The following is a 19946-nucleotide window of genomic DNA, read 5'->3' on the forward strand; positions in this document are numbered from 1 at the left end:
ACGGGCGTGATGTTGTGGAGAGGGCGTGGATATTCTGTGTATACCCCGGGTTCCTTGCGTCCCTCTACCCCTCCGGGTCGAGTGGACGCCGGTGCGGGGATCTGCTGGCGTCATGTCGCTTGACTGATGGGGAGTCAGTTGGCGTCGGGGCCAACCTTCGCGTTTCGATCGGGGGAAGTGTTTACAGGACCTCGGCCATCGCTGCTGGAGGGTACGAGCTGCGGTCCTCTGGCTAGTGCCGCCTTCGGCGCCTGCCGCCTCTCGTGACCGCAGCCGGGTTGAAGGCCTCTGGTCCGGTCAGCGGTTCGGTGACGGCATGGAGTGCTGCCCGGATACAGGGAAATGCAGGCCTTCTGGCAACTTGCGGCGGGGGAGAACGGTCAGTGATGCGCCAGTAAGCCCAACAAGCTGGGTGAGCGAACAAGCGCGTACGCCTATCGCGTGAAGAGCCCCGTAAGTGGCGTGTGCTGGTCTCGGCGGATGGCAGGGCCACCGCCGAACGGGGCGCGAGAGCATGGGCCTACAGCCGTGGATGGGGACACGGCCTGGGGTGGGGAAGCTGGAAAGGTTAGATGAGGTCTGAGTACAAGCAGCAGCACGAGGCGCACTCGGCAAAGTTCTTCGGTGAGGGCAATGCGCTGTGGAACACGGTCCCGCATGTTGACGCCGAGGTAGAAGTATCCGGTCCAGCCCCAAGAAAGAGTCACATGCCAGGCCGGAGGGAGTCAGCCACGGTGACGGAGGGACGCTCGCCAGTCAGGGTCGGCCTGGCGGACGGTCCTGACCAAGCGGTCGAATGGGCTCCGTGGATCGGATCGTTCATCGTGCTTGGCTCAAGGCTCCGTGACTTCATACCGAAGCTCAATGGACGGCAGTTGGTGCTTGCCATCTCGGTTCCGCAGCGCGACTATGCGGCCGCGCTCATCGCCAGCGGCTGGATGCTGTCCAGCCCAGCGCCTGAGCTTGCGGATCCGATCGATGTCTTCCGGGCGGCATCCCAGGGGACGTACCTTCGTGCGGTGACGAGCAACCGTATTAACACCGGCGCGTTTACGTGGCTTCAAGCCGCTTCCGGAGAGTTGCGGGTCCTCGTCGCCGACAAAGTGCTGCCGGTGGCGCGATACAAGGCAGTGTTCGAGCTCGACTCGGCGGTGGAATCGTCGCACTCAGTCCTGCCGGCACCGGGTTTCCTGGCGCAGCTCGTTGGTGCGTCAGATTCATGGGCGGAGCGGATGGCCGCTCCTCCGTTGGACCTCGTCCTCGTTGGCACCGCCAAGTGGCTACGAGAGGACCTAGCAGCGTGTATCGGTAAAGTTGGGGATCCGAAGGATGTGCCGTGCCCGCTCTCGAACTATGTGCTGCCCGAAGTGAAGGGAGCGGCGACGTGGTCGACCCAGGTGGTGTCGGCCCCGAAACTGGCGGACGAGCCGCACCTCGTCGAGCAGCAGCAAGCCGCCATCCTCGACGGCTATGGTGCGATTAAGTACCTCAACGACATTCCTGCGCCGATTGTCGTCTGCGTGATCGACCGATCGGTTGCGGACGAGTCCGCCGCAGAGACGATCATGGAAGCCCGGAGCTCCAACAGCCGCCCCGTCGGCCTGAAGGATGAGCTGTATTGGCAGCCTGTCGGCGGCGTCGAGGCGCTTGCGTTCACGGTGGCGCTATGAGCCGGGTGCACGACGTCATCAGGCGGTATAAGGCATCCGTCCAAGTCGTACGCCACGGCGTTGAGATCTTCGTGATTGGCGATCCGGCGGGTGCACGGCTCAATGCTGCGGTTCGACGCCTCGCGCACACCGTCAGCGAGAACGGCAACGACGTTATGGGTGACCTGCTGCGTGCGGCGAATGCCCTGCGCTGGCGCCGTATGACGCAGCCCCAGCCCGGCGAATTCCATCCTGCTCTTACCGAGGCCGCCAACGCGGTCGTCCGTGAAGCGCGCATACTCCGCGGCGCAGTAGCAGACGAGGCACTCCTAGATGAGATCGCCACAGCAGCCCAGTGCGTACGTCAGACGGATTCGCCGGTCGGCGACGAGCTCTGGCGCTCGATCGAAGAGGCGGACCCGTCGATCTGCGCTGTCGTGGCCAGCAGCGGTCGGGCCCGGGCGGGACTGCAGGAGTGGCTTAACTCGCTCTCCGTTCCCGTGCTGCTACCCGGCGAGCTCAGCCACGTGGGCGAGCGCGTTGAGCAGCTATATGTTGCCGGGCCACCGTGCTTCTTCCCGCCGTCCCTGGTGACGGCGCCGACGGCGGACGAGCTCACCTTCCTCATGCCAGCATGGTTCCGCCATAGGGCAATTCCGGTATCGCGGTTCGCCGACCATGCCGACGGTGCCATGAAAGCCAGGGTTAGGGAGCGGACCGTCGGCGATCTCAGCGAGCCAGAGTCGCCTGTCTCCGACGCTGAGTCGATAGAGGACACGTACTATCCGCAGCCGGTATGGCGCGGGCGTACTTCTGGTGATCGTGAGCCGGGACCGGACGAAGCTGAGGCGTGGAAGGTCCTGCTCGCAGGCAATCTCGCTATCTGGCTAGATGATGGCGACCGGATCCGGGTGCTTGACCCGCGTCAGCCTGAGGGCGAACGGGTGACGTACGCCGCGGTCGAGGACGTCGTGCCGGGAACGTACCTGGTGCTGCGCGATGGAGAGACGGAGCATGGCGCCATGTACGAGGCTGCGCTGCGTCTCATGGGACCGCGCGCCGCAGCAATCGAGGAGACCCAGCGCGGATGGAAGACGGCGTTGGAGGAACGGCTCGCGAGCAGGGGTGCGAGAGCGAGCATCTCAGAGCTGCGAGGGCGAGGCGTCAAGTCGGCGGCGCGCGTCCAGGCGTGGACTGAGGCGAGACTGATCAGCCCGAAGCATGAGCATGATCTGGTTCTCTTGCTTGAGTGGCTGGGCCTGGCTGTGGAGCCATCGCATCGGAATGCGATGGCACTGCGCCGCGCTGTTTACCAGGCCAGCGCGGATCTGCGCGAAGAACTGGAGGACGCGGTGAGCCGCGCTGATCTGGCGGCCCTCGAACGTGACGGCCGCATGAGTCTGGAGATCGAGCGCGAGGGCTTCCGGAGCATGGTGGTCGCGAAGGTGCAGGCGCGTTCCCCGTACACAGAGATCGTGTCGCGGCCGCACATGCGGGCCCCCTTCTTCGATCGGAGCGGCGAATGGCTCGAATGATTCCGTCATACTTCCCGACGAGTGCACCGCCGGGGGAGCAGGCGCTATACAAGGCACTCGCCGAGAGTGATGGCACCGACGGTTGGATCGTGCTGCACTCGCTTGCGATTGCCGAACATGTGAAGAAGCCTGAGGGGGAGGCTGACTTCATCGTCATCGTGCCAGACCACGGGATACTGGTCATCGAAGTGAAGTCGCACCTGACGTTCGATTACCGGAATGGGGTGTGGAAGCTTGGCAATGACGCTCCGACTGCGCGGGCTCCGTTCAAGCAGGCGAGCGACGCGATGCACAGCCTGCGTAAGTACCTGTTGAAGAAGAAGGTCAACCTCAGCTCGATTCCAGTGCTCAGCGCCGCGTGGTTCACAGCCGTGCGCGCGCGGACGATGCTTCCCGAGTCGCCCGAGTGGCACGACTGGCAGGTGCTTGATTCCGAGGACCTCAAGAACGGCGTCACGGCTGCCGTGATGCGCACGATCAAGACAGGCACTGCGCACCTCGACAAGACCACGTATGTCGCGTACGGCGGGGTCGGCCCCGATGAGGCGACTGCCCAACGGGTCGCGTTTCTGCTGCGGCCCCAGTTCGAGGTGGCAGTGGTCGCCGGCGACCTCAGGCACGCCCGCCAGGACCAGCTTGTCCACTTCGTCGAAGAGCAATACGAGGCCCTCGACTCTATGACCGACAATCAGGCGGTGCTCTTCACCGGGCCGGCTGGGTCTGGCAAGACACTCCTGGCCATGGAAGCGGCGCGGCGTGAGCTTGCCCAGGGGCATCAGGGCCGCTTGCTCTGCTTTAACCGTCTGCTCGGTAGGCGCCTAATGACCGACATGCCTGAGGACCCAGACCTGAAGGTCGGTACCCTGCATCGTCAACTGCTGGCGGTCGCCGGGGTGAAGCCGCCCGTCGACCCACCGGCCGAGTTCTGGACCGAGGAGCTTCCGGAACGAGCTATGGAGCGCATCGTTGCGATGGGCGACGACGCGGCGGTGGACTTCCTCGTGATCGACGAGGTCCAAGACATCCTCAGCGAGTCGTATCTCGATGTTCTTGATCTGATGGTCAAAGGGGGTCTTCGGTCAGGGCGTGTGCTGCTGTTCGGTGACTTTGAGCGGCAGGCGATCTACGACGATGGCGCGGGCCGGGAACTGCTTCGCGCGAGGATGCCCCTTTTGCCCAGTTATCGACTGACGATGAACTGCCGCAACCTGCCGCGCATCGGTCACAGCGTCAACATCTTCAGTGGCCTCCAGCCTGGTTACCGGAAGTTCCGCCGCGGCGACGACGGAATAAACCCCGGATGGCTGAAGTACGAGGCTGGGAGTGACCAGACGTCACTGCTGCTGGAGGCGATCCGGCGGCTTCGGGATGACCACTACAAGCTGGATGAGATTGTCGTGCTCAGCCCACTGGCGGAAGGGTCAGTCGCGGCGTCTACGAACGATCAGTGGCTCCGGCAAATCCTGCAACCGGTGACCGGCCAGGTGCGGAGAAAGGGTGAAGTGCAGTACGCCACGATTCAGGCGTTCAAGGGCCTTGAGGCGCCGGCGGTCGTGGTCACAGATCTCGACCGGAAGCTCGTGCCTAACTTCGAGTCGCTCATGTACGTCGGACTCACCAGAGCGACCGACCGGTTGTACGGAGTCATTGAGGCTGACACGCTGCGCGCAGGTATGGAGGGTGAGCGGTGACTGGTCAGGAAGCGCGCGGCATCGTCGAGGCCGCGGTGCGCCGCGAGTTGTTCGGACCGGAATCGGGCGAGCAGCCGCTTGGCACCCCGATTGACTGCTCGGGACCGAAGTGCAGGTTCACGACCAAGGAGGAGAGCCACGGGCAGTTTCATGACCGCGACACCCTTGAGGAGGTGCTGACGCGTTCCGACCCGCTGCGGCGGTACGGCGTGGGTGTCCTCTCCAGCGGCGGGAGCGCCGGGGGCACAGCCGTCGACGAGGACCCTGTCGTGATCGGCGGCACTCCCCAGAGCGAGGAAAACCCTGATCAGGCGCCGGTCGAAGTGAAGGGGCACGTCGCCCGGGATGAGGTTGACACGGACGACTTCGACCTCTCCGACGCCAACCGGCGGAAACCTTCGGCTATGGCGATCTCGTTCAAGGTCAGGGTGCCGTCAGATGGTTCGCTCGGCGTGCGCGTGACCGGCGCGTACTACGACCGGGTCGTCGTAACAATTCCCGGTGTCTCGGATCTCGACTGGTGGGTGCGCCGACCGTTCGAGCTCGAGGCGACGGTATCCGGCACCACGCTCCTCAACGAGGTGCACAGGATCAAGGTCGTGCCGACGGCGGCGTCGGTGAGTGAGCCGAAGATTGCTCCCGCCAAGGTGCCGACTCTCAGTGTCTTCAGCCGGATGGTGCCGGGGGAGCCTGATACAGATCTCCGACTCGTCACCCTGGCCGTGACCAACGAGGTACCCGGTACGGGACCGAGCAGCGCTTTCTTCCAGATGGGGTTCAAAGCAACTGCACAGGGAGGCCTCCGGATCGAGCCCTACCCGGACGTCGAACAACCAGATAGTGACGAGGAAGAGGAGTCGATCGCGCTGCTTTACCGCGAGCGTCTCACGTACGCGATCGGTCACGGCTGCGCCGCCGCTTGGGAGGACTCCGAGTCCGTGACCTGGGTCGAGGCGGACACCATGCCGGCGTACGAAGTCGCGAGTTTGACGCCTGACGTCTACGAGGTACATCAGGACGGAAGTCGGACCTCAGTCAGCGTCAGCATGGCCGAGCTTGCGAAGCAGACCCCTGAGGGTGATGCCCAGGTCGAGAAGGTGCTCAGCCTGTACCGCGAATGGATCGAACAGCGCGAGGCCTCGATCCACGATCTCGACAAACGCTTCCACCCGGCGGCATTGCGGCACATGCGGCTCTGCCGCGAGGCGCTCAAGCGGATGGACGAGGGTTGGCAGCTCGTGCTGCATGACCCTCTGGCGGCGCGCGCCTTCCAGCTCGCCAACTTCGCGATGCTCTATCAGCAGGTTCGCTCTCGCCTTGACACCCGCGAGGTCAAAATTGACGCGCAGGGCGTCTATAGTCCTGTCGGCGCACATCCGGACGCCGTGCCCGGACCCCGTGACGGGCGGTGGCGTGCTTTCCAGGTCGCGTTCGTGCTGGCGAGCCTGCCAGAGCTCGTCGACCCGACGCACTCGAAGCGGTCCGTGGTCGACCTGATCTTCTTCCCGACTGGTGGCGGAAAGACCGAGGCCTACTTGGGCGCTTCGGCCATCTCGCTCATCGCTCGTCGTCTGCGTAATCGGGACGACGCCGGCACTGACACCCTGATGCGCTACACCCTGCGGCTCCTGACCGCCCAGCAGTTCCTTCGGGCTTCATCCCTGATTTGCGTGCTTGAGGACATGCGCTCCAAGAACGAGGAAGAGCTCGGGGAGACGCCATTCGGTATCGGCGTCTGGCTTGGTGGCGACTCAACGCCGAACACGTGGAAGAGCGCCGAATCGAGTCTCAAAAAGCTGCGTTCGGATTCCACCGCGTCGAACCGGTTCCTGCTCCTCAAGTGCCCTTGGTGTGGCACAAAGATGGGACCCGTAAGACGTGCCAAAAAGGGGCAGGACACGCCGGGGTACGTATGGTCGGGCAACCGCTTCGTGCTCAAGTGTATCGACGAGCACTGCCGCTTCAGCGGGCGCAGAACGCTGCCGGTGCATGTCGTCGACGACGACATCTATGAGTCCAGGCCGTCGATCGTGATCGGCACCGTCGACAAGTTCGCGACCATGGCGTGGCGCCCCAAGGCGCGCTACTTGTTCGGGTTCGATGAGCATGGCAAGCGTCTGTACTCGCCACCGGGTCTCATCATCCAGGACGAGCTGCACCTAATCTCCGGCCCGCTCGGGTCGATGGTTGGCCTCTACGAGCCGGTGATCGACGATCTGACTACCGATCCGGGTGAAGGGGATCCGATTCCCGCGAAGATCATCGCGTCGACCGCGACCGTCCGGCGCTACGAGGACCAGATCAAGGGACTGTTCGGGCGCACTGAAGTGGCGCTGTTCCCGCCGCACGGGTTGACCGAGGGGCATTCGTTCTTCGCCGAGCCGGCAACACTGGAGGATGGAACGCCCGCCCCCGGCCGGAAGTACTTGGGGGTCATGAGTTCCTCGCTTGGCTCGACGCAGACCGTGCAGGTCCGCGTTGCCGCCGCGACGCTTCAGGCAGGACCGCAGATTCCGGACGAGACCGACCGAGACAGTTATTGGACGAACCTCAACTTCCTGAATAGCCTGCGAGAGCTGGGCAACACGGTCTCGCTTCTGCAGTCCGACGTGCCTGACTACCTCGTTGGATTGCAGCGCCGCGACGGCATCGCGCCGCGCTGGCCCCGCAACGCGATGGAACTAACGTCGCGTCGGCGTAGCGACGAGATCCCCAAGGCGATCGAGCAGTTGCAGGAGAAGCTCCCTTCGCCGGACTGCATCGACATCTGCCTCGCGTCCAACATCATCGAGGTCGGTATCGATGTGTCCCGCCTCGGCCTCATGACGATCGTGGGCCAGCCGAAGACGACTGCCCAGTACATCCAAGTCAGCGGCCGTGTCGGCCGCGATCCGAGAGCGCCCGGCCTTGTCATCACGATCTACGGCGCCGCGAAGCCGCGCGACCGGAGCCACTACGAGCGGTTTCGGACGTACCACCAGCAGCTGTACGCCCAAGTCGAACCGACATCCGTTACGCCGTTTGCCGAGCCTGTTCTGAAGCGTGCACTCCACGCTGCGGTGATCTCCCGCATGCGGCAACTGGATCCCGACCTCGAGCCGTATCCCTTCCCGAAGGCTGCATACGACGCGGCGGTCGCGCTCTTGCGACAGCGTGCCGAGCTCGCAGACCCCGACGAGGTCCCCATCTTTGACCACTGGGCCGCGGAGCGGGCCCGTCAGTGGGGCCTGGGTGAGCGGACAGCGTGGGCCGCGAGCACGTATTTCGATGGCGACCCAAAGCAGGGCCTGATGCGCCCGGCCGGCGAGCTCGCCGATCCCGACAATAAGACGATCACCTGGGATACACCCATGAGCATGCGCAGCGTCGACGCGGAGTGCCGACTGGAGATCACGCGGGCGTACGTCATGGATGACCTGGCAGCAGAGGACAGTGAGGCATGAGTAGCGGAAGCATTCGGCGGGCGCAGCTTGTGGCGCCGTTCGGCGTGGGTGCGATGAGCGTGCTCGTTGACGGTACGTCGGTGATTACAGCCGGTCTAGACCACTGGTACCCGAAGGATGATCCTAACCTCGCGCTGGAGGAGTTCGTCGTCCACGACTGGCGCCTTGAAGCTCGTCTCAAAGTGGCCGGGTTCCGGCTGCCTCCGGACTTCCGGTCGGTTGGGAGCGGCAAGGACCAGCGCAACGTCAAGCTGACGGTTCCTGTTCTGCGGTTCCCCCGCTGGTGCTTTTGCATGTACTGCAAGCGGCTCAAACTGACGACGCTGAGCTTCCAGGACGTCGTCCGCTGCGGAGACCTCTCCCATGAGGGAGGGCGTGGGAAAGGTCCCCGTATGGCACAAGTGCCTTTCGTGGCCATCTGCGAGAGCGGACACGTCGACGATTTCCCGTTCGACAAGTGGGTGCACCGGTCCAGGATCCCGCATTGCACTGGCGTGCTGCGGCTGTTCTCGACCGGCGGCGGAGGGCTTGAAGGACAGGTCGTCCGCTGCGGGTTCGACGACAAGGGTAAGCACGACGAACGGTTGGGGTGTGGGGAGTCCCGCACTCTGCAGGGCATCACGATGGGCGGCCGTCGCGGTGACGACGGCCTGGAAAGCACCGTCCTCACCGAGAACCTAGCCGGACGCAGCGACCCCTACCGCTGCTCGGGAGCCCGTCCGTGGCTCCATGAGGTAGACGGGCCGTGCGACAAGCCCATTCGTGGCGCCCTCCGAGCTGCCGGCAACGTCTACTTCCCGCGGGTCGAATCATCGATCTTCCTGCCACAACAGGAGGGAGTCGTAACCGATGCCATGCGAGAGCTCCTGAAGCGGGCTGACGTCGGCGTGGTCATGGAGATCGTCCACTCGTTCGCGGGTCCTGACGCGACCCCTGCAATGCTCCGGAAGCAGTTGGCACCCGAGCTCTTCGACTCGTACAGCGACGAGCAACTTCTCGCCATGTACCACGATCGGCACGGCATTGGGATCGATGACGAGGGCGGGGGAGACGGCGCGGACGACCTGACTAGCGACGACATCTGGCGCTACCCCGAGTTCAAGAGGCTCCGCGAGACCCCCGATGACGATGCCCTGCGCGCGACCGACCCCGGTATCCACGCTGATCTGAGTTCACACATCGGCAGGGTGAGAAGCGTGAGGGTCCTCCAGGAGACGCGTGCCCTGCGGGGCTTCACGAGAGGACGCGACGGTGAGCTAAAGCTGCCGGTAGGCAAGGCCATGCTCCGGCGCCGCGCGTTGCCGCCGGACAGGGACTGGCTCCCGGCGTATGTGGTGAAGGGCGAGGGCATCTACCTCGAGCTCGACCCCGACCGGCTCGCGCAGTGGGAGGCTCAGGGCGAAGTTCAGGCGCGTGCAGACATGATTGCGCAGCGCCATTCGCAAGTGATCACGGATCGGGGCGGGCGACTCCGAGACCTCAGTCCGAGGTTCGTAATGCTGCACACGCTCGGACACCTTCTGATCAACGAGCTTGTATTCACCAGTGGCTATAGCTCAGCATCGTTGCGGGAGCGTCTCTACGTATCACAACAGAGTGGGCGTGACATGGCTGGTCTGCTGATCTACACCGCAGCTGGCGACTCTGAGGGCACCATGGGAGGCCTTGTCCGGATGGCCCGGCAAGAGCACTTGCGAGCCGTCTTCGCGTCCGCTTTGAGCGATGCACGCTGGTGCTCGACGGATCCGGTGTGTATGGATGCAGGAGAGAAGGGCCAAGGCCCCGATTCGTGTAATTTGGCCGCCTGTCATGGCTGTGCACTGCTGCCTGAGACGAGCTGCGAGGAGTTCAATCGCTTCCTCGACCGAGGCTTGGTGATCGGTACGTTCGATAAGCCAACCCTAGGGTTCTTCTCGGACTTTGCGCTGTAGCCGCGTTGTTCACCTGCGTGAAGTACCTGCGGTGAATGCGCCTCGCGGGCGACGTGGTGACGCCTGACGTCGCCATTACGTGATCACTGGCAGAGTGTTGTACTCCGCCGCATTCGGCTGAACAGGTGACAAGGCCCCGCACTCGGCTAATTAGCTGGGTGCGGGATCTTTGGGAACAGTGAACCCGGGGCCGTTCCCCGTTGTTCCCCGAAGGATCTGGCGCACGTCTGGCACGCACGGACCTTGGGCAGCCACAGACTGCTGCGACTCAATACCAGAAGACGCTGACTTTGATCCGGGGCATGACGCCGCTTCACTCCCGCCACATCGTGGGGCATGCTGGTCGCCATGCCCATGGCTTCTCGCACCCACGCACAAACTCACCAGGCAGGACGTCACCTTGCTGTTGCCGAGGCGCTCCTGCGGGGGCTGCCGGCCAGACTAAAAGGCGCCCAAACCTACATCGAGGTTGGCGGCCACACCGCGCAAGTGATGGTGGCCGCCAAGGGCGCTTGGATGATTGCGGACATCGAGAAGTTCGCAGCTTTGACCTGTACCCGAGTCATACTGGTCCACATCACAGCGGACGGGAGGTACTTCTACGTTGCTGACGGCGACACGCTGCGTGCCGAAGTACAAACCCGCCACAAGCGGTTCTTGGAGCAAGTGGGAGGTGTACGCCCTCGCAACCCCGATTCAAGGAGCACCGTCATAAAGCCCGAGGACGTCACCGCTTGGCGGGACCAGTGGCAGCTTCTGACGTAACCCGATCTCGCCCCCTGCCTCCATCCACGGTTCCGGAGCACAATCAGAGTTCGGCTTGCGAATGTGTCCTGACCAGCAGGCTCCTTGATCTCGCCAGGTGTGCGGCGCCCTTGTGTATCGCAGATAGTGCGAAGTTGGAATTCGCCTCCGGCTCTTGGGCCTATTGAGAGAACGGCTTCGCCACGGGCTGCGCCACCAACTAGATGACGTCCGGATTCCCGAACCGGCGAGGCTCGACTCGCGCCGCTCATCATCTGGGGCCGGTGAAGCGGTATCACGGGCGCTGTCAGTGGCATGTGGGATGGTGCCCCGACAGGGCAACTTGGGGGAGGGGCTGTGGAAGATACGTATGACAGCGCGTATCCGGAGATTCTGCGCAAAGTGACGGGGCCGCGACAGCGGAGCGGCCAGCTCGGGCGTTTCGGCGTGGGGATCAAGGCCGTACTTGCTGCCCACGCGCAGACGATGTCGGCTGGCTCCTCGGAAGTGACCGCTCTAGCTCAGCTCGGGACCGGCTCCGGCAAGACAAATACGGGACTTGCAGTAGTAGTAGATGGGCAGCACCGAGTTCTGGCGCTGGCTGAGCTATTCCCCGGGGCAACTCCGCAGCTCAGGAAGGCGTGGGATGCTCCTGCCCGGCCCGCTTGGCTTGAGCCGATGCCGTACGCGTCACGCCGAATGCGCGTGCGGATGTCTCGGGGAGCCGCGTACCGAGCAATGTGCCGTCGTGTGCTGGAGCGGGAACGGGCTGGACTTCACGAGGAACGACGACAGCACACGGGTGAGCGCCGGGTGCGAGACGGCGAAGCGCGTCAAGCCGTCTTGCTGCGTTGCGAGGACCAGTGCGAGAACCCTCAGTGTTTCAAACGCGACCTGCCGTACCGCACGTCTGCCGGTAAGTCGCTACTCCAGGTGGACCACATCGACGATCATGCCGCAGGAGGACGCGACCATCCGAGCGCGATGATAGCTCTCTGTCCCAACTGTCACGCCAATAAGACGTATGGCGCGGGTAGGGAGGCACTCACAGAGGCCCTCCGTGTCGAAGCCCTGAAGCTGCACGAAGGTCTGGGGGGCAAAACCTAAAGAGGCCAGCTTCGCTGACGGGCTGTAACACTCAGGGTGTTACAGCCGTCTGTGGCCGGCGGCCCGGACACGGACACTCGCCGCGTTCCTGCCGGAAGTGGCACAGGTGCTACTAGAGCGCGTCTCCGCTGCTTGGCAGCTCTTTGCAGTCCGCCATGGCTTGGCCGAAGCTCTTACAGAACTTGGTAAAGATCCGTGTTGCGGCCGTGCCGGGACGACCTATGTCAGAACCGCATCTTCGCAGGTGGCGGCTCGTGCTCTATATTCCGCTCCAACGTCTGAGTGTGCCTGGCTCCGACATCAGGCGTCTGCCGGACACTCATCGCGCCGTGCGTGTCCGGATCCATGTGTCCGTCCGTGTATCCGCAGCGCGCCCAAGTCGAAGCGGGCGCGAGGTATGAGGAGGCGACTCTTCGCGTGAGCCCCGTTCTCGGATACGACCACCGTCTCGTTCAGACGGCTGTGGTCGGCGACGCTTACTCCGATCACCCGGTGATCCTGCCTATGGACGCCGGGGAATTGGACGCCTGGCGTCGGCGCCACCCCGGCTACACCTACTGGTGCGGATACGAACTTGGCGGCTGCGGCAGCAAGTTGAGCGACAGGCTCTACCACGACAAGGTGTGCCACTTCGCCCACCAACCTGGCGGTCCGACGTGCGGCCGTTCCGCAGTGGGCGAGTCCAGCGCGGACCACCTCTTCATCAAGCGGGGCCTGCGCGACCTCCTCGGCAGGGACAAGCAGCGAGGCACCGTGGAGAGCCGAGACCTCGGGTCAAGCCCGGGCGGCGCCGTGGACCTGCACCTTCCCGCAGCCCGTCGCAGACTGCGCTTCCAGCTCGCCGGCCTCGACCACCGGGGCTGGCGAGCGGCCGACTTGGCCCTTGGGGACGACGTGGACGAGGTCGACTGGCTATTCGGCACAGACGGCACCCTCACTAGGGAACTCCTCGCCCGCAAGGGCTACAGCCTGCGGTTCCGGCTGGAGACCGTCGGCGGTGAGCGCCGGGTCCACATCGGAGCCCAGAGCTACGCCGAGCTGGAGGTGCGATGGAGCCGACTGGAGGACTGCCGGATCACGCCCGGCGGTCTGATGGCGCCGGCCATAGAAGCGATACGGCTGGCCCCGCCGCGCCCCAAGCCGTTCGCCTTCCCCGTCGACGGTTCCGTCGTCTTCGCACTCGATCCTGAAGCGCCTGCACCCGACAATTCGCCGTTCGCCGCCGAGGGGCGCCGCCTGGTCATGGCGTATGTGAAAGCCATGGACAGCCCCGTCGTCCGCACGGCGCTGTCCCTGCCCGACGACACGGACCTGCCCCCGGCACAGCACGTCTACCGCGCCGGTGACCATGCCCGACTCCTCGTTCAGGAAAACGGAGCATGGGCTCTCCAGCTCGACCGATACGTCCGCCTCGACGCGGCGAAGGCAGCTCGGACGGGTTTGGCGGGTGACCCCTCCGAGCCGCACACGCCCCCTGTTGTCCAGCCGCCCGCGGTGAAAGCACCACCGCAGCCGGCCCAGCAGTCTCAGCGCGTGCGCTCCGTCGCTGCGCGGACGCCCCCGCCGGCCGTTGACAGGGCAAAGGGGAAAGACCCCGGAGTACTGAGCCGCGGCCAGGCCGCCGTCCGCGCTCGCGAGCTACTGCGCGATGCTGCCAGGCACGGCCGTACCCTGCGCTGGGCCAATCTGGCATCGCGACTGGGCGCCCTGTACCCCGACATGTCGGAGAAGGAGCGCGCGGGTTTCCTCATCGAAATCGACACCCCGCTGTGGGAGAGCAAGCCGGTCCTCACCGCTCTGCTCTGGGACAGGAACTGGCAGGAGCCCGTGTCCTGTCTTCATGCCGTTGTAGTCGGGCTCGGCGTCGCCAACGCGCAGAGTGTGCAGGCCGGTTCGTCCGTCCTGCGTGAGTGGGCAGATCGCGAACGGGACCGTGCCTTCGCCGTGCACGCGAGTCCACCACGTCCTGTGCGGCCCCGTATGCCTCTGAAGGGCGCGCAGGCCGACGCCCATGTGCTGACCAGGAAGCAGACCCGGAAGGTGAACGCGTTGGTCGGCCGCATAGCGGTCACGCGGAACGTGAAGGCGCCAGTGAGCACCCCCGGGGACCGACGCAGGGTTAGCGACGCGATCGCGAGTCTGGAGGAGAAGGCGGCCCGCTCCGGCACGGAGTCCCAGATGCCCGCGCAGGTTCACCGGGCGCTTCAGCGTTCCCGCCTGTGGCTGAGGTATGCCATGCCGGGTGCGCATATTCCGGATCCCCTGTCGAACCAGGATCGACAGGCGATCAGGACATCCGTCGACGGACTCCTGCAGTCGCTGAAGGCCGCGGAGGGGAGGCTGGACGACGACACGCGCTGACCCGCTAACGCGTGAGAAGAGCGAGGGCGTTCTCATCGAGTCGCGTGTGTGGGGGCGCCTTCGATGCCAAGGCGAACGACGGTAAGACGCCCGATCGCGAATCGACCGTCCATCCCCCTCTCGCGGCAATCGGGTGAGAGCCGGCTCTGGCTGGATGCCAGGCTCACTGGGTGGGTTTGCGCCGCGGCATCCGAGTACACAGTTCCGGAGGCCCTAGGCTACTTACGGATCCTTGCTGGTCAGGTGAGTGTGACTGCTGTTTCGGCTTACGCCAGTCCACGCATAGTCCACAGCGCCTGCCTTGCTCGAGTCTGGCGGGGCGACATCGGTCGCCCCCCCAAGTCACCCTGTAAGCCGTCGGGCGTGCGTTGGGTCAGTCCTCATCGTCTACTGCGTCAGGCTCCTCAGGGATCTCGCCTGCCTCACCAATTTCCGGTTCGACGTCGAGAACCTGACCTCCGCGATAGTACCGCCATGCGCTCGGATAGTTGCGCCGATTGTCGGGATACATGATGGCCCGGCCCGGAAGTACGGTGATCTGCCACTCTTCCGGCAAGTTAATTGCTATAAGCTCGAACAATTGGGCAATCGTCAGATCCGTTTCGGGGACCTGTATCTCTTTCTTGTAAGCGGTTCCCATCTTCTTCTTCTCGTAGCGGAAGGTGTAGGGAGCCTCCTTGCTTACGTGGGCCAACAGCTTGGTGAGCGTAGTCGCCCCCGGCTTGATTCTGGGAATCGTCCGACCCAAGTCGATGCGAAAAAGTGCATCAAAGTGGTTCTCCTTGACGACGGTCTCGTCCCGGCGCTTACCCGGATCGTTATTGCCGAAGCCGTTGTTGTTCCAAGGGATTTCCCCTCGTTTCTTGTAATTCTTGATCAGCAGTTTTTCGGGTGCGAGTGCCGAGAAATCTTCGGCCACGTAGAGACAGGTGAAAGTCATTTCGGAAAGAGAGATGCCCTGGCGACCCGACACCTTCCGCAGGTGCTTAAGGATCCGCGTCGGTAGTGATTTATCCGCCTTGCCGACATAGACGAACTTGTCATTTCGATACAACTGGTAGACGCCGGGGCGATCTTCCAGTTCGTTCAAGTTGGGCTCTGTCAATGGCGCAGGGGACAGATCGTCCAGAGCGTCAGCTAGTTGATCGCCGAGCGCCTGCGTGATGCTGAGTCTGAAGTCACCATGATTCGTGACCTGCCCGCGGTGCCCCGCCGTGTTCGGCATCCCTGTCTCCCCTCCTGGCCAGATGATCAAGGGCACTCTAGGGCGCGACACGGGCCGTTGCGAGCTCGTTCGGAGGAACGCTCCTCAGGATCGGCGACTCCGCGGTATGGTTCGCCCATGGTTGACCTGCCAGGAGACGTGAAGAAGCCCCGCACCAGCGTTGAACTGTTTGCAGGTGGGGGCGGCCTCGCCATGGCGGTGCACCGCGCTGGCTTCCGCCCTCTCCTGTTGAACGAGTTCAACGCGCGGGCGTGCGAGACCCTTGAGGCTAACGCGAATAGGACGCTCGGGGTTGACGGGGTCAAGCGTACGGAGTCGTTCAGTCCCGTACCGCCGGCCGTGGGTGAGCCTGCGCCCCTCTTCCCGTTGGACGTCAGTCAACTGGACCTGAGCGCCTTCCAGGGGCAGGTGGATGTGTTGGCCGGCGGGCCGCCATGCCAGCCCTTCAGCGCTGGAGGCGTGGCGAAGGGGGATGAGGACAAGCGAAACATGTTCCCCGCCATGTTCAAGGCCATTCGCGAGATGCGTCCGAAGGCTGTTATTTGCGAGAACGTGCGGGGTCTTCTGAGGCCTTCCTTCCTGGACTACTTCACTTATATCCAGCGCGAACTTGCCTTGCCGTTTGAGTCCCGGGGATCCAAGGATCTGTGGCAGGATCACAACCGTAAGTTGGAAGGTATTCTGGGCGACACAGTCGATCTTGCCGACGAAGATGATAATGCGGAGCACTATCGAGTCAAGGTGTTCCCTGTGAATGCGGCCGATTTCGGTGTGCCCCAGGTGCGTAATCGGGTCGTGATGGTTGCCTTCCGGGCTGATCTTCCCGTCGATGTTGAGAAATTTTACGAGATTTACTCTGCGCGAAAGCACTCCGAAGAAGCTCTCTACCTGTCGCTGCTCGACGATAACAGCGAGTACTGGACGCGGCATGGTCACGTTGAGCCGCACGTACGGGAGCGAGTTCGGGCGCGTATTCCGAAGGGTGTTCAGCCTAAGTTGGGAGAAGAGGATCTTCCCCCCTGGCGAACCCTTCGAGACGCAATTCAGGGATACGGTACTGGTGAAAGGTTGCCAGCGCTTCCGAACGTCAACCTCGAGGCGTTGGATAAGAAGACTAATCAGGCTGACCATCTTGGGATCTCTGATCATGTCGGATGGCCTGATGCGCGGATCTACAAGGGGCATACCCCTAACGAACTAGACCGTCCGGCAAAGACTGTTAAAGCCGGAGTGCACGGAGTTCCTGGCGGCGAATCCGTAGTCCTTCTCGATGACTTGGCGCCCGGCTCTGTTCCTGGGGATGGTGCGACCTATCAGCATCGCTACATGACCGTCAGGGAGACCGCACGAGTCATGACGTTCCCTGATGACTGGGAAGGCAGTGGGCCGCGGGGTGAGAAAATGCGCCAGCTCGGAAACGCCGTACCAGTACTACTTGGCGAGCACTTTGCGCGGGCGGTAGCAGATACCCTCGATGATGCAGGGCAGTGACCCTTTTATGGATTCGGCAGGTCGGCACTGGAAGGAAGAGGTCCCGCCCGAGCATGCGTATAAGCGGCGGGCTGGAGCCGCAGCGCCTACTGCCGAGCAGGACAAGGCTGCTGGTGGCAGGAACCGCCGCTGGGTGGCGCTCGATGATAATCGTTATGCTCGAGCCTCTATCAGTTTGCGTCTCTATCGCCGGACGAGAAGAATCCGTGCATACTTGCGCTGGTCAAAAGACGGAGAGACGCAGGAGCGGTACGTCTGCGAGGTCGCACATGATTGGCGCGGAGCCAACCTAGCGGAAGCATGGCGATGCGCGTGGGAGCAAGGGTTCCTAGTTGAAAAACCCCTCCCGGAAAATTCAAAGGCCTCCTCTGTCGCGGTGCGCGCCAACATGCAAGCCAACCGTGGTCGTGACACCGGTCCCGAGCTAGCGCTGCGTTCTCTCCTTCACGCTTCGGGACTGCGGTACCGTGTAGACGCACGCCCCATCCCGGAGATTCGTCGGCGTGCAGACGTGGTTTTTCCTAGGGAGCGCGTTGCAGTTTTCGTAGACGGCTGCTTCTGGCATGGGTGCCCCAAGCACAGTCGCCCGGCAAAGAAGAACGCAGATTTCTGGTCGACTAAAATTAAAGGCAATGTGGAGCGCGACACAGAGACAAACGAGCTCCTTCTTTCTGCTGGCTGGACGGTGCTTCGTGTGTGGGAGCACGATGACCCCAGCACGGCTGCAGAAAATGTGGCGATTGCTGTAGCGAAGGCGCGGCTGGGTCTTGTGGGCTTGTAAAATCTAGCGAGCTGTTTTGTCTGACCCGGCGAACCCGCAGGCCGTCCTCAACTGTCCTACCGTTTGCTGCCGTCCCGCACGCTGCTTGACTCCGCCTCAGTCGACAGCCGATGGAGTGGGCCCATGACGCGTCGTCGGGCGGAGGGGCCTGCCGAGAAGCTCTTTCCCACAGACAAACTGACGTAAGTCGTGGGCTACAAGAGCTCCCCGGCACGCTGTCGGCAGCAGCCTTTGGAAGCGGCCGCCGTGCCTGAATTCGTCTGGAACGGCGGCCGCCTCCGTCCAGGCCAGTGCCCAGGGGTGGCTGGCCTCAGCCTCCGAAGACCGCTGGGTCGGGGAACTGCAGCCGACTTTCGTCTAGTGCCGTCTCAAGGCTCGCGGCATCCTTTATCCATTCACGCATAAGACTTTCGGCTCGTTGGTCACTAAACTCGAAGGTGGTGCCGCGTTCGGCGAGACGCAACACCTCGACCTCATCGGCGGCGATCTGGCTGCGGATGTTCAGGATGGCGGCGATTCGACGGATGTCACTTACGAAATCGAGTACCTCCACATGAGATTTCCCTGTCCGGAGGCGAAGTCCGCGGCCGAGCTGCTGGACGAAGATGCGACGACTATGAGTGACTCGCGCGAAACACAATATGTTCACATCTGGGATGTCGACACCCTCATTGAGGATGTCGACGGCGGTGATGATGGGGACCTGCCCTCTGCGGAAGCGCATCAGGCGCGACTGGCGTTCGCGTTGGTCAAGACGAGCGTGTACGGCGAGTGCTCCCGGCCATTGCGGAACCTCATTCAACAGGTCTGCCATGCGTTCGGCGTGTTCGATTGTGCGGCAGAATACGACCGCGCGCGGCTTCTCGGTGGCTTTCCATACCTCGATAAGTCGGTCGCGCACCGCTTCGTCGCGCTCGGGGAGAAACAGGCGAGCGTTTAGATCTTTGATGGAGTATTCGTTCTTACTCGCGTCCCGTACGAAGTCCCAGTCGATCGTGTCCGCGAACAATCGATAACGTACGTCCGCGAGATAGCCCAAACGCATGCCGTCTTCGATGCCTAGGCTGTAGCTCGGCTCGCCGAAACGCTCCTGGATGTCGAATCGGTCCCCTCGCCACGGGGTCGCAGTGACCCCGAACTGCTCAGTTGAGGAGAGAACGTTCAGCAGGTCCGCCAACTGGCCGTTCTCGGAGACATGATGCGCTTCGTCGACCATGACGAGCCCCGGTCGATAGCCGGCCCGGGCGCAGTAGAGCGCGCTAGCGACGGTGGCACAGGTGACCCCGCGCAGGTCGTCGGGACGGTGGTCGCCGGTAAGCAATTGGGTGCGCACGTTCTTGGATAGGTGGTGCCACAACGCACGCTCCAGCTGCTCTACGAGGTCCTTCGTGGGAGCGACGACCAGAACTTTGTCGTCGGGTCGGCTGCGCAGGTGCCGGGCGATCACCTCGCCCCCGATGACGGTCTTGCCGAGTCCGGTGGCCAGGATCAACAGGGCCCGTCCCGAGGCGTCTAGATCGCCGACGACTTCCTCGAATGCTGTCACCTGGTAATCCCGGAGCGTGCGTTCAGGGAGGTGTTCGAGCATATAGGAAGGGTCCGCGTACAATTCGGTCAGGTCAACGCCTGACCAAAGTTCCACGCGCATTCCGGCTGACGCAAGGCGATCGCGGCGTTTGTATGTCTCCGGACCGAATCGGCTGTTCGTGACGACAACACAGTGCGAGGCGCCGTAGTGGGCTTTGGCGTCCAAGACCTCCTCTATGGCGCCTGGAGGAACGGGTGCACCCCGTTTTTTCCACTTCGCTTGGAAGACCCAACGGCGACCTTCTCGCTCGGCCAGAAGGTCACCGCCTTGGTCGCCAGGTCCGTCGATGTTCACGACATTAGTGAATCCCAGGTGTAGCGCCAGGCGTTCCAGTTGGCGGGTGAACCCGATCGGGCCGACTTCGCGCAGGAACGCCGGTTCTACGAAAGAGATGCTCACC

Annotated in this window: 12 protein-coding genes; 10 read left to right on the plus strand and 2 right to left on the minus strand. The window is 63.4% G+C overall.

Annotated features, from left to right (window positions below; all coding sequences use genetic code 11):
- The first annotated feature begins 734 nt into the window (after positions 1-734).
- The 8 genes from ACIQRL_RS34660 to ACIQRL_RS34695 all read left to right on the plus strand — a co-directional run bounded on the left by ACIQRL_RS34660 (position 735) and on the right by ACIQRL_RS34695 (position 14461).
- Complete coding sequence (locus ACIQRL_RS34660) at positions 735-1670, plus strand: hypothetical protein (RefSeq protein WP_401339073.1); 936 nt, start codon at positions 735-737, stop codon at positions 1668-1670.
- Complete coding sequence (locus ACIQRL_RS34665; RefSeq protein ID WP_401339076.1) at positions 1667-3184, plus strand: hypothetical protein; 1518 nt, start codon at positions 1667-1669, stop codon at positions 3182-3184. Before ACIQRL_RS34660 ends, ACIQRL_RS34665 begins: the two co-directional genes overlap by 4 nt.
- Positions 3172-4875 carry an NERD domain-containing protein gene (locus ACIQRL_RS34670; protein ID WP_401339079.1) on the plus strand — a complete coding sequence of 568 codons (1704 nt, stop codon included), beginning with the start codon at positions 3172-3174 and terminating at the stop codon, positions 4873-4875. The genes ACIQRL_RS34665 and ACIQRL_RS34670 overlap by 13 nt, the downstream gene beginning before the upstream one ends.
- On the plus strand, positions 4872-8318 hold the full coding sequence (locus tag ACIQRL_RS34675) for a helicase-related protein (RefSeq protein WP_401339082.1): 3447 nt from the start codon (positions 4872-4874) through the stop codon (positions 8316-8318). The genes ACIQRL_RS34670 and ACIQRL_RS34675 overlap by 4 nt, the downstream gene beginning before the upstream one ends.
- Positions 8315-10249 carry a DrmB family protein gene (gene drmB / locus ACIQRL_RS34680; protein ID WP_401339085.1) on the plus strand — a complete coding sequence of 645 codons (1935 nt, stop codon included), beginning with the start codon at positions 8315-8317 and terminating at the stop codon, positions 10247-10249. Before ACIQRL_RS34675 ends, drmB begins: the two co-directional genes overlap by 4 nt.
- Positions 10250-10585: 336 nt before the next feature.
- On the plus strand, positions 10586-11014 hold the full coding sequence (locus ACIQRL_RS34685) for a hypothetical protein (RefSeq protein WP_401339088.1): 429 nt from the start codon (positions 10586-10588) through the stop codon (positions 11012-11014).
- Between the two features lie 717 nt (positions 11015-11731).
- Positions 11732-12100: an HNH endonuclease signature motif containing protein gene (locus ACIQRL_RS34690; RefSeq protein WP_401339329.1), complete on the plus strand. Its 369-nt coding sequence runs from the start codon at positions 11732-11734 to the stop codon at positions 12098-12100.
- A 417-nt stretch (positions 12101-12517) separates the two neighbouring features.
- Positions 12518-14461: a hypothetical protein gene (locus ACIQRL_RS34695; protein WP_401339091.1), complete on the plus strand. Its 1944-nt coding sequence runs from the start codon at positions 12518-12520 to the stop codon at positions 14459-14461.
- A gap of 373 nt (positions 14462-14834) precedes the next feature.
- Here the strand turns inward: ACIQRL_RS34695 and ACIQRL_RS34700 are convergent, their stop codons facing one another.
- Positions 14835-15686 carry a GIY-YIG nuclease family protein gene (locus tag ACIQRL_RS34700; RefSeq protein WP_401339094.1) on the minus strand — a complete coding sequence of 284 codons (852 nt, stop codon included), beginning with the start codon at positions 15684-15686 and terminating at the stop codon, positions 14835-14837.
- 117 nt (positions 15687-15803) lie between these two features.
- Here ACIQRL_RS34700 and ACIQRL_RS34705 point away from each other — a divergent pair, with 117 nt between their 5' ends.
- Together ACIQRL_RS34705 and ACIQRL_RS34710 are read left to right on the plus strand one after the other, a co-directional pair.
- A complete protein-coding gene (locus tag ACIQRL_RS34705; RefSeq protein ID WP_401339096.1) occupies positions 15804-17177 on the plus strand; it encodes a DNA cytosine methyltransferase in 1374 nt (457 codons plus the stop codon).
- 7 nt (positions 17178-17184) lie between these two features.
- Positions 17185-17958 (plus strand): very short patch repair endonuclease, encoded by a 774-nt coding sequence (locus tag ACIQRL_RS34710; RefSeq protein WP_401339330.1) that lies wholly within the window; start codon positions 17185-17187, stop codon positions 17956-17958.
- A 310-nt stretch (positions 17959-18268) separates the two neighbouring features.
- Here ACIQRL_RS34710 and ACIQRL_RS34715 read toward each other — a convergent pair whose 3' ends face one another.
- Positions 18269-19945, minus strand: a complete 1677-nt coding sequence (locus tag ACIQRL_RS34715) for a DEAD/DEAH box helicase family protein (protein WP_401339099.1) — start codon at positions 19943-19945, stop codon at positions 18269-18271.
- Between the last annotated feature and the right edge of the window lies 1 nt (position 19946).

Origin of the sequence: Streptomyces sp. NPDC091209 (assembly GCF_044757755.1) — a bacterium.
Lineage (GTDB): Bacteria > Actinomycetota > Actinomycetes > Streptomycetales > Streptomycetaceae > Streptomyces.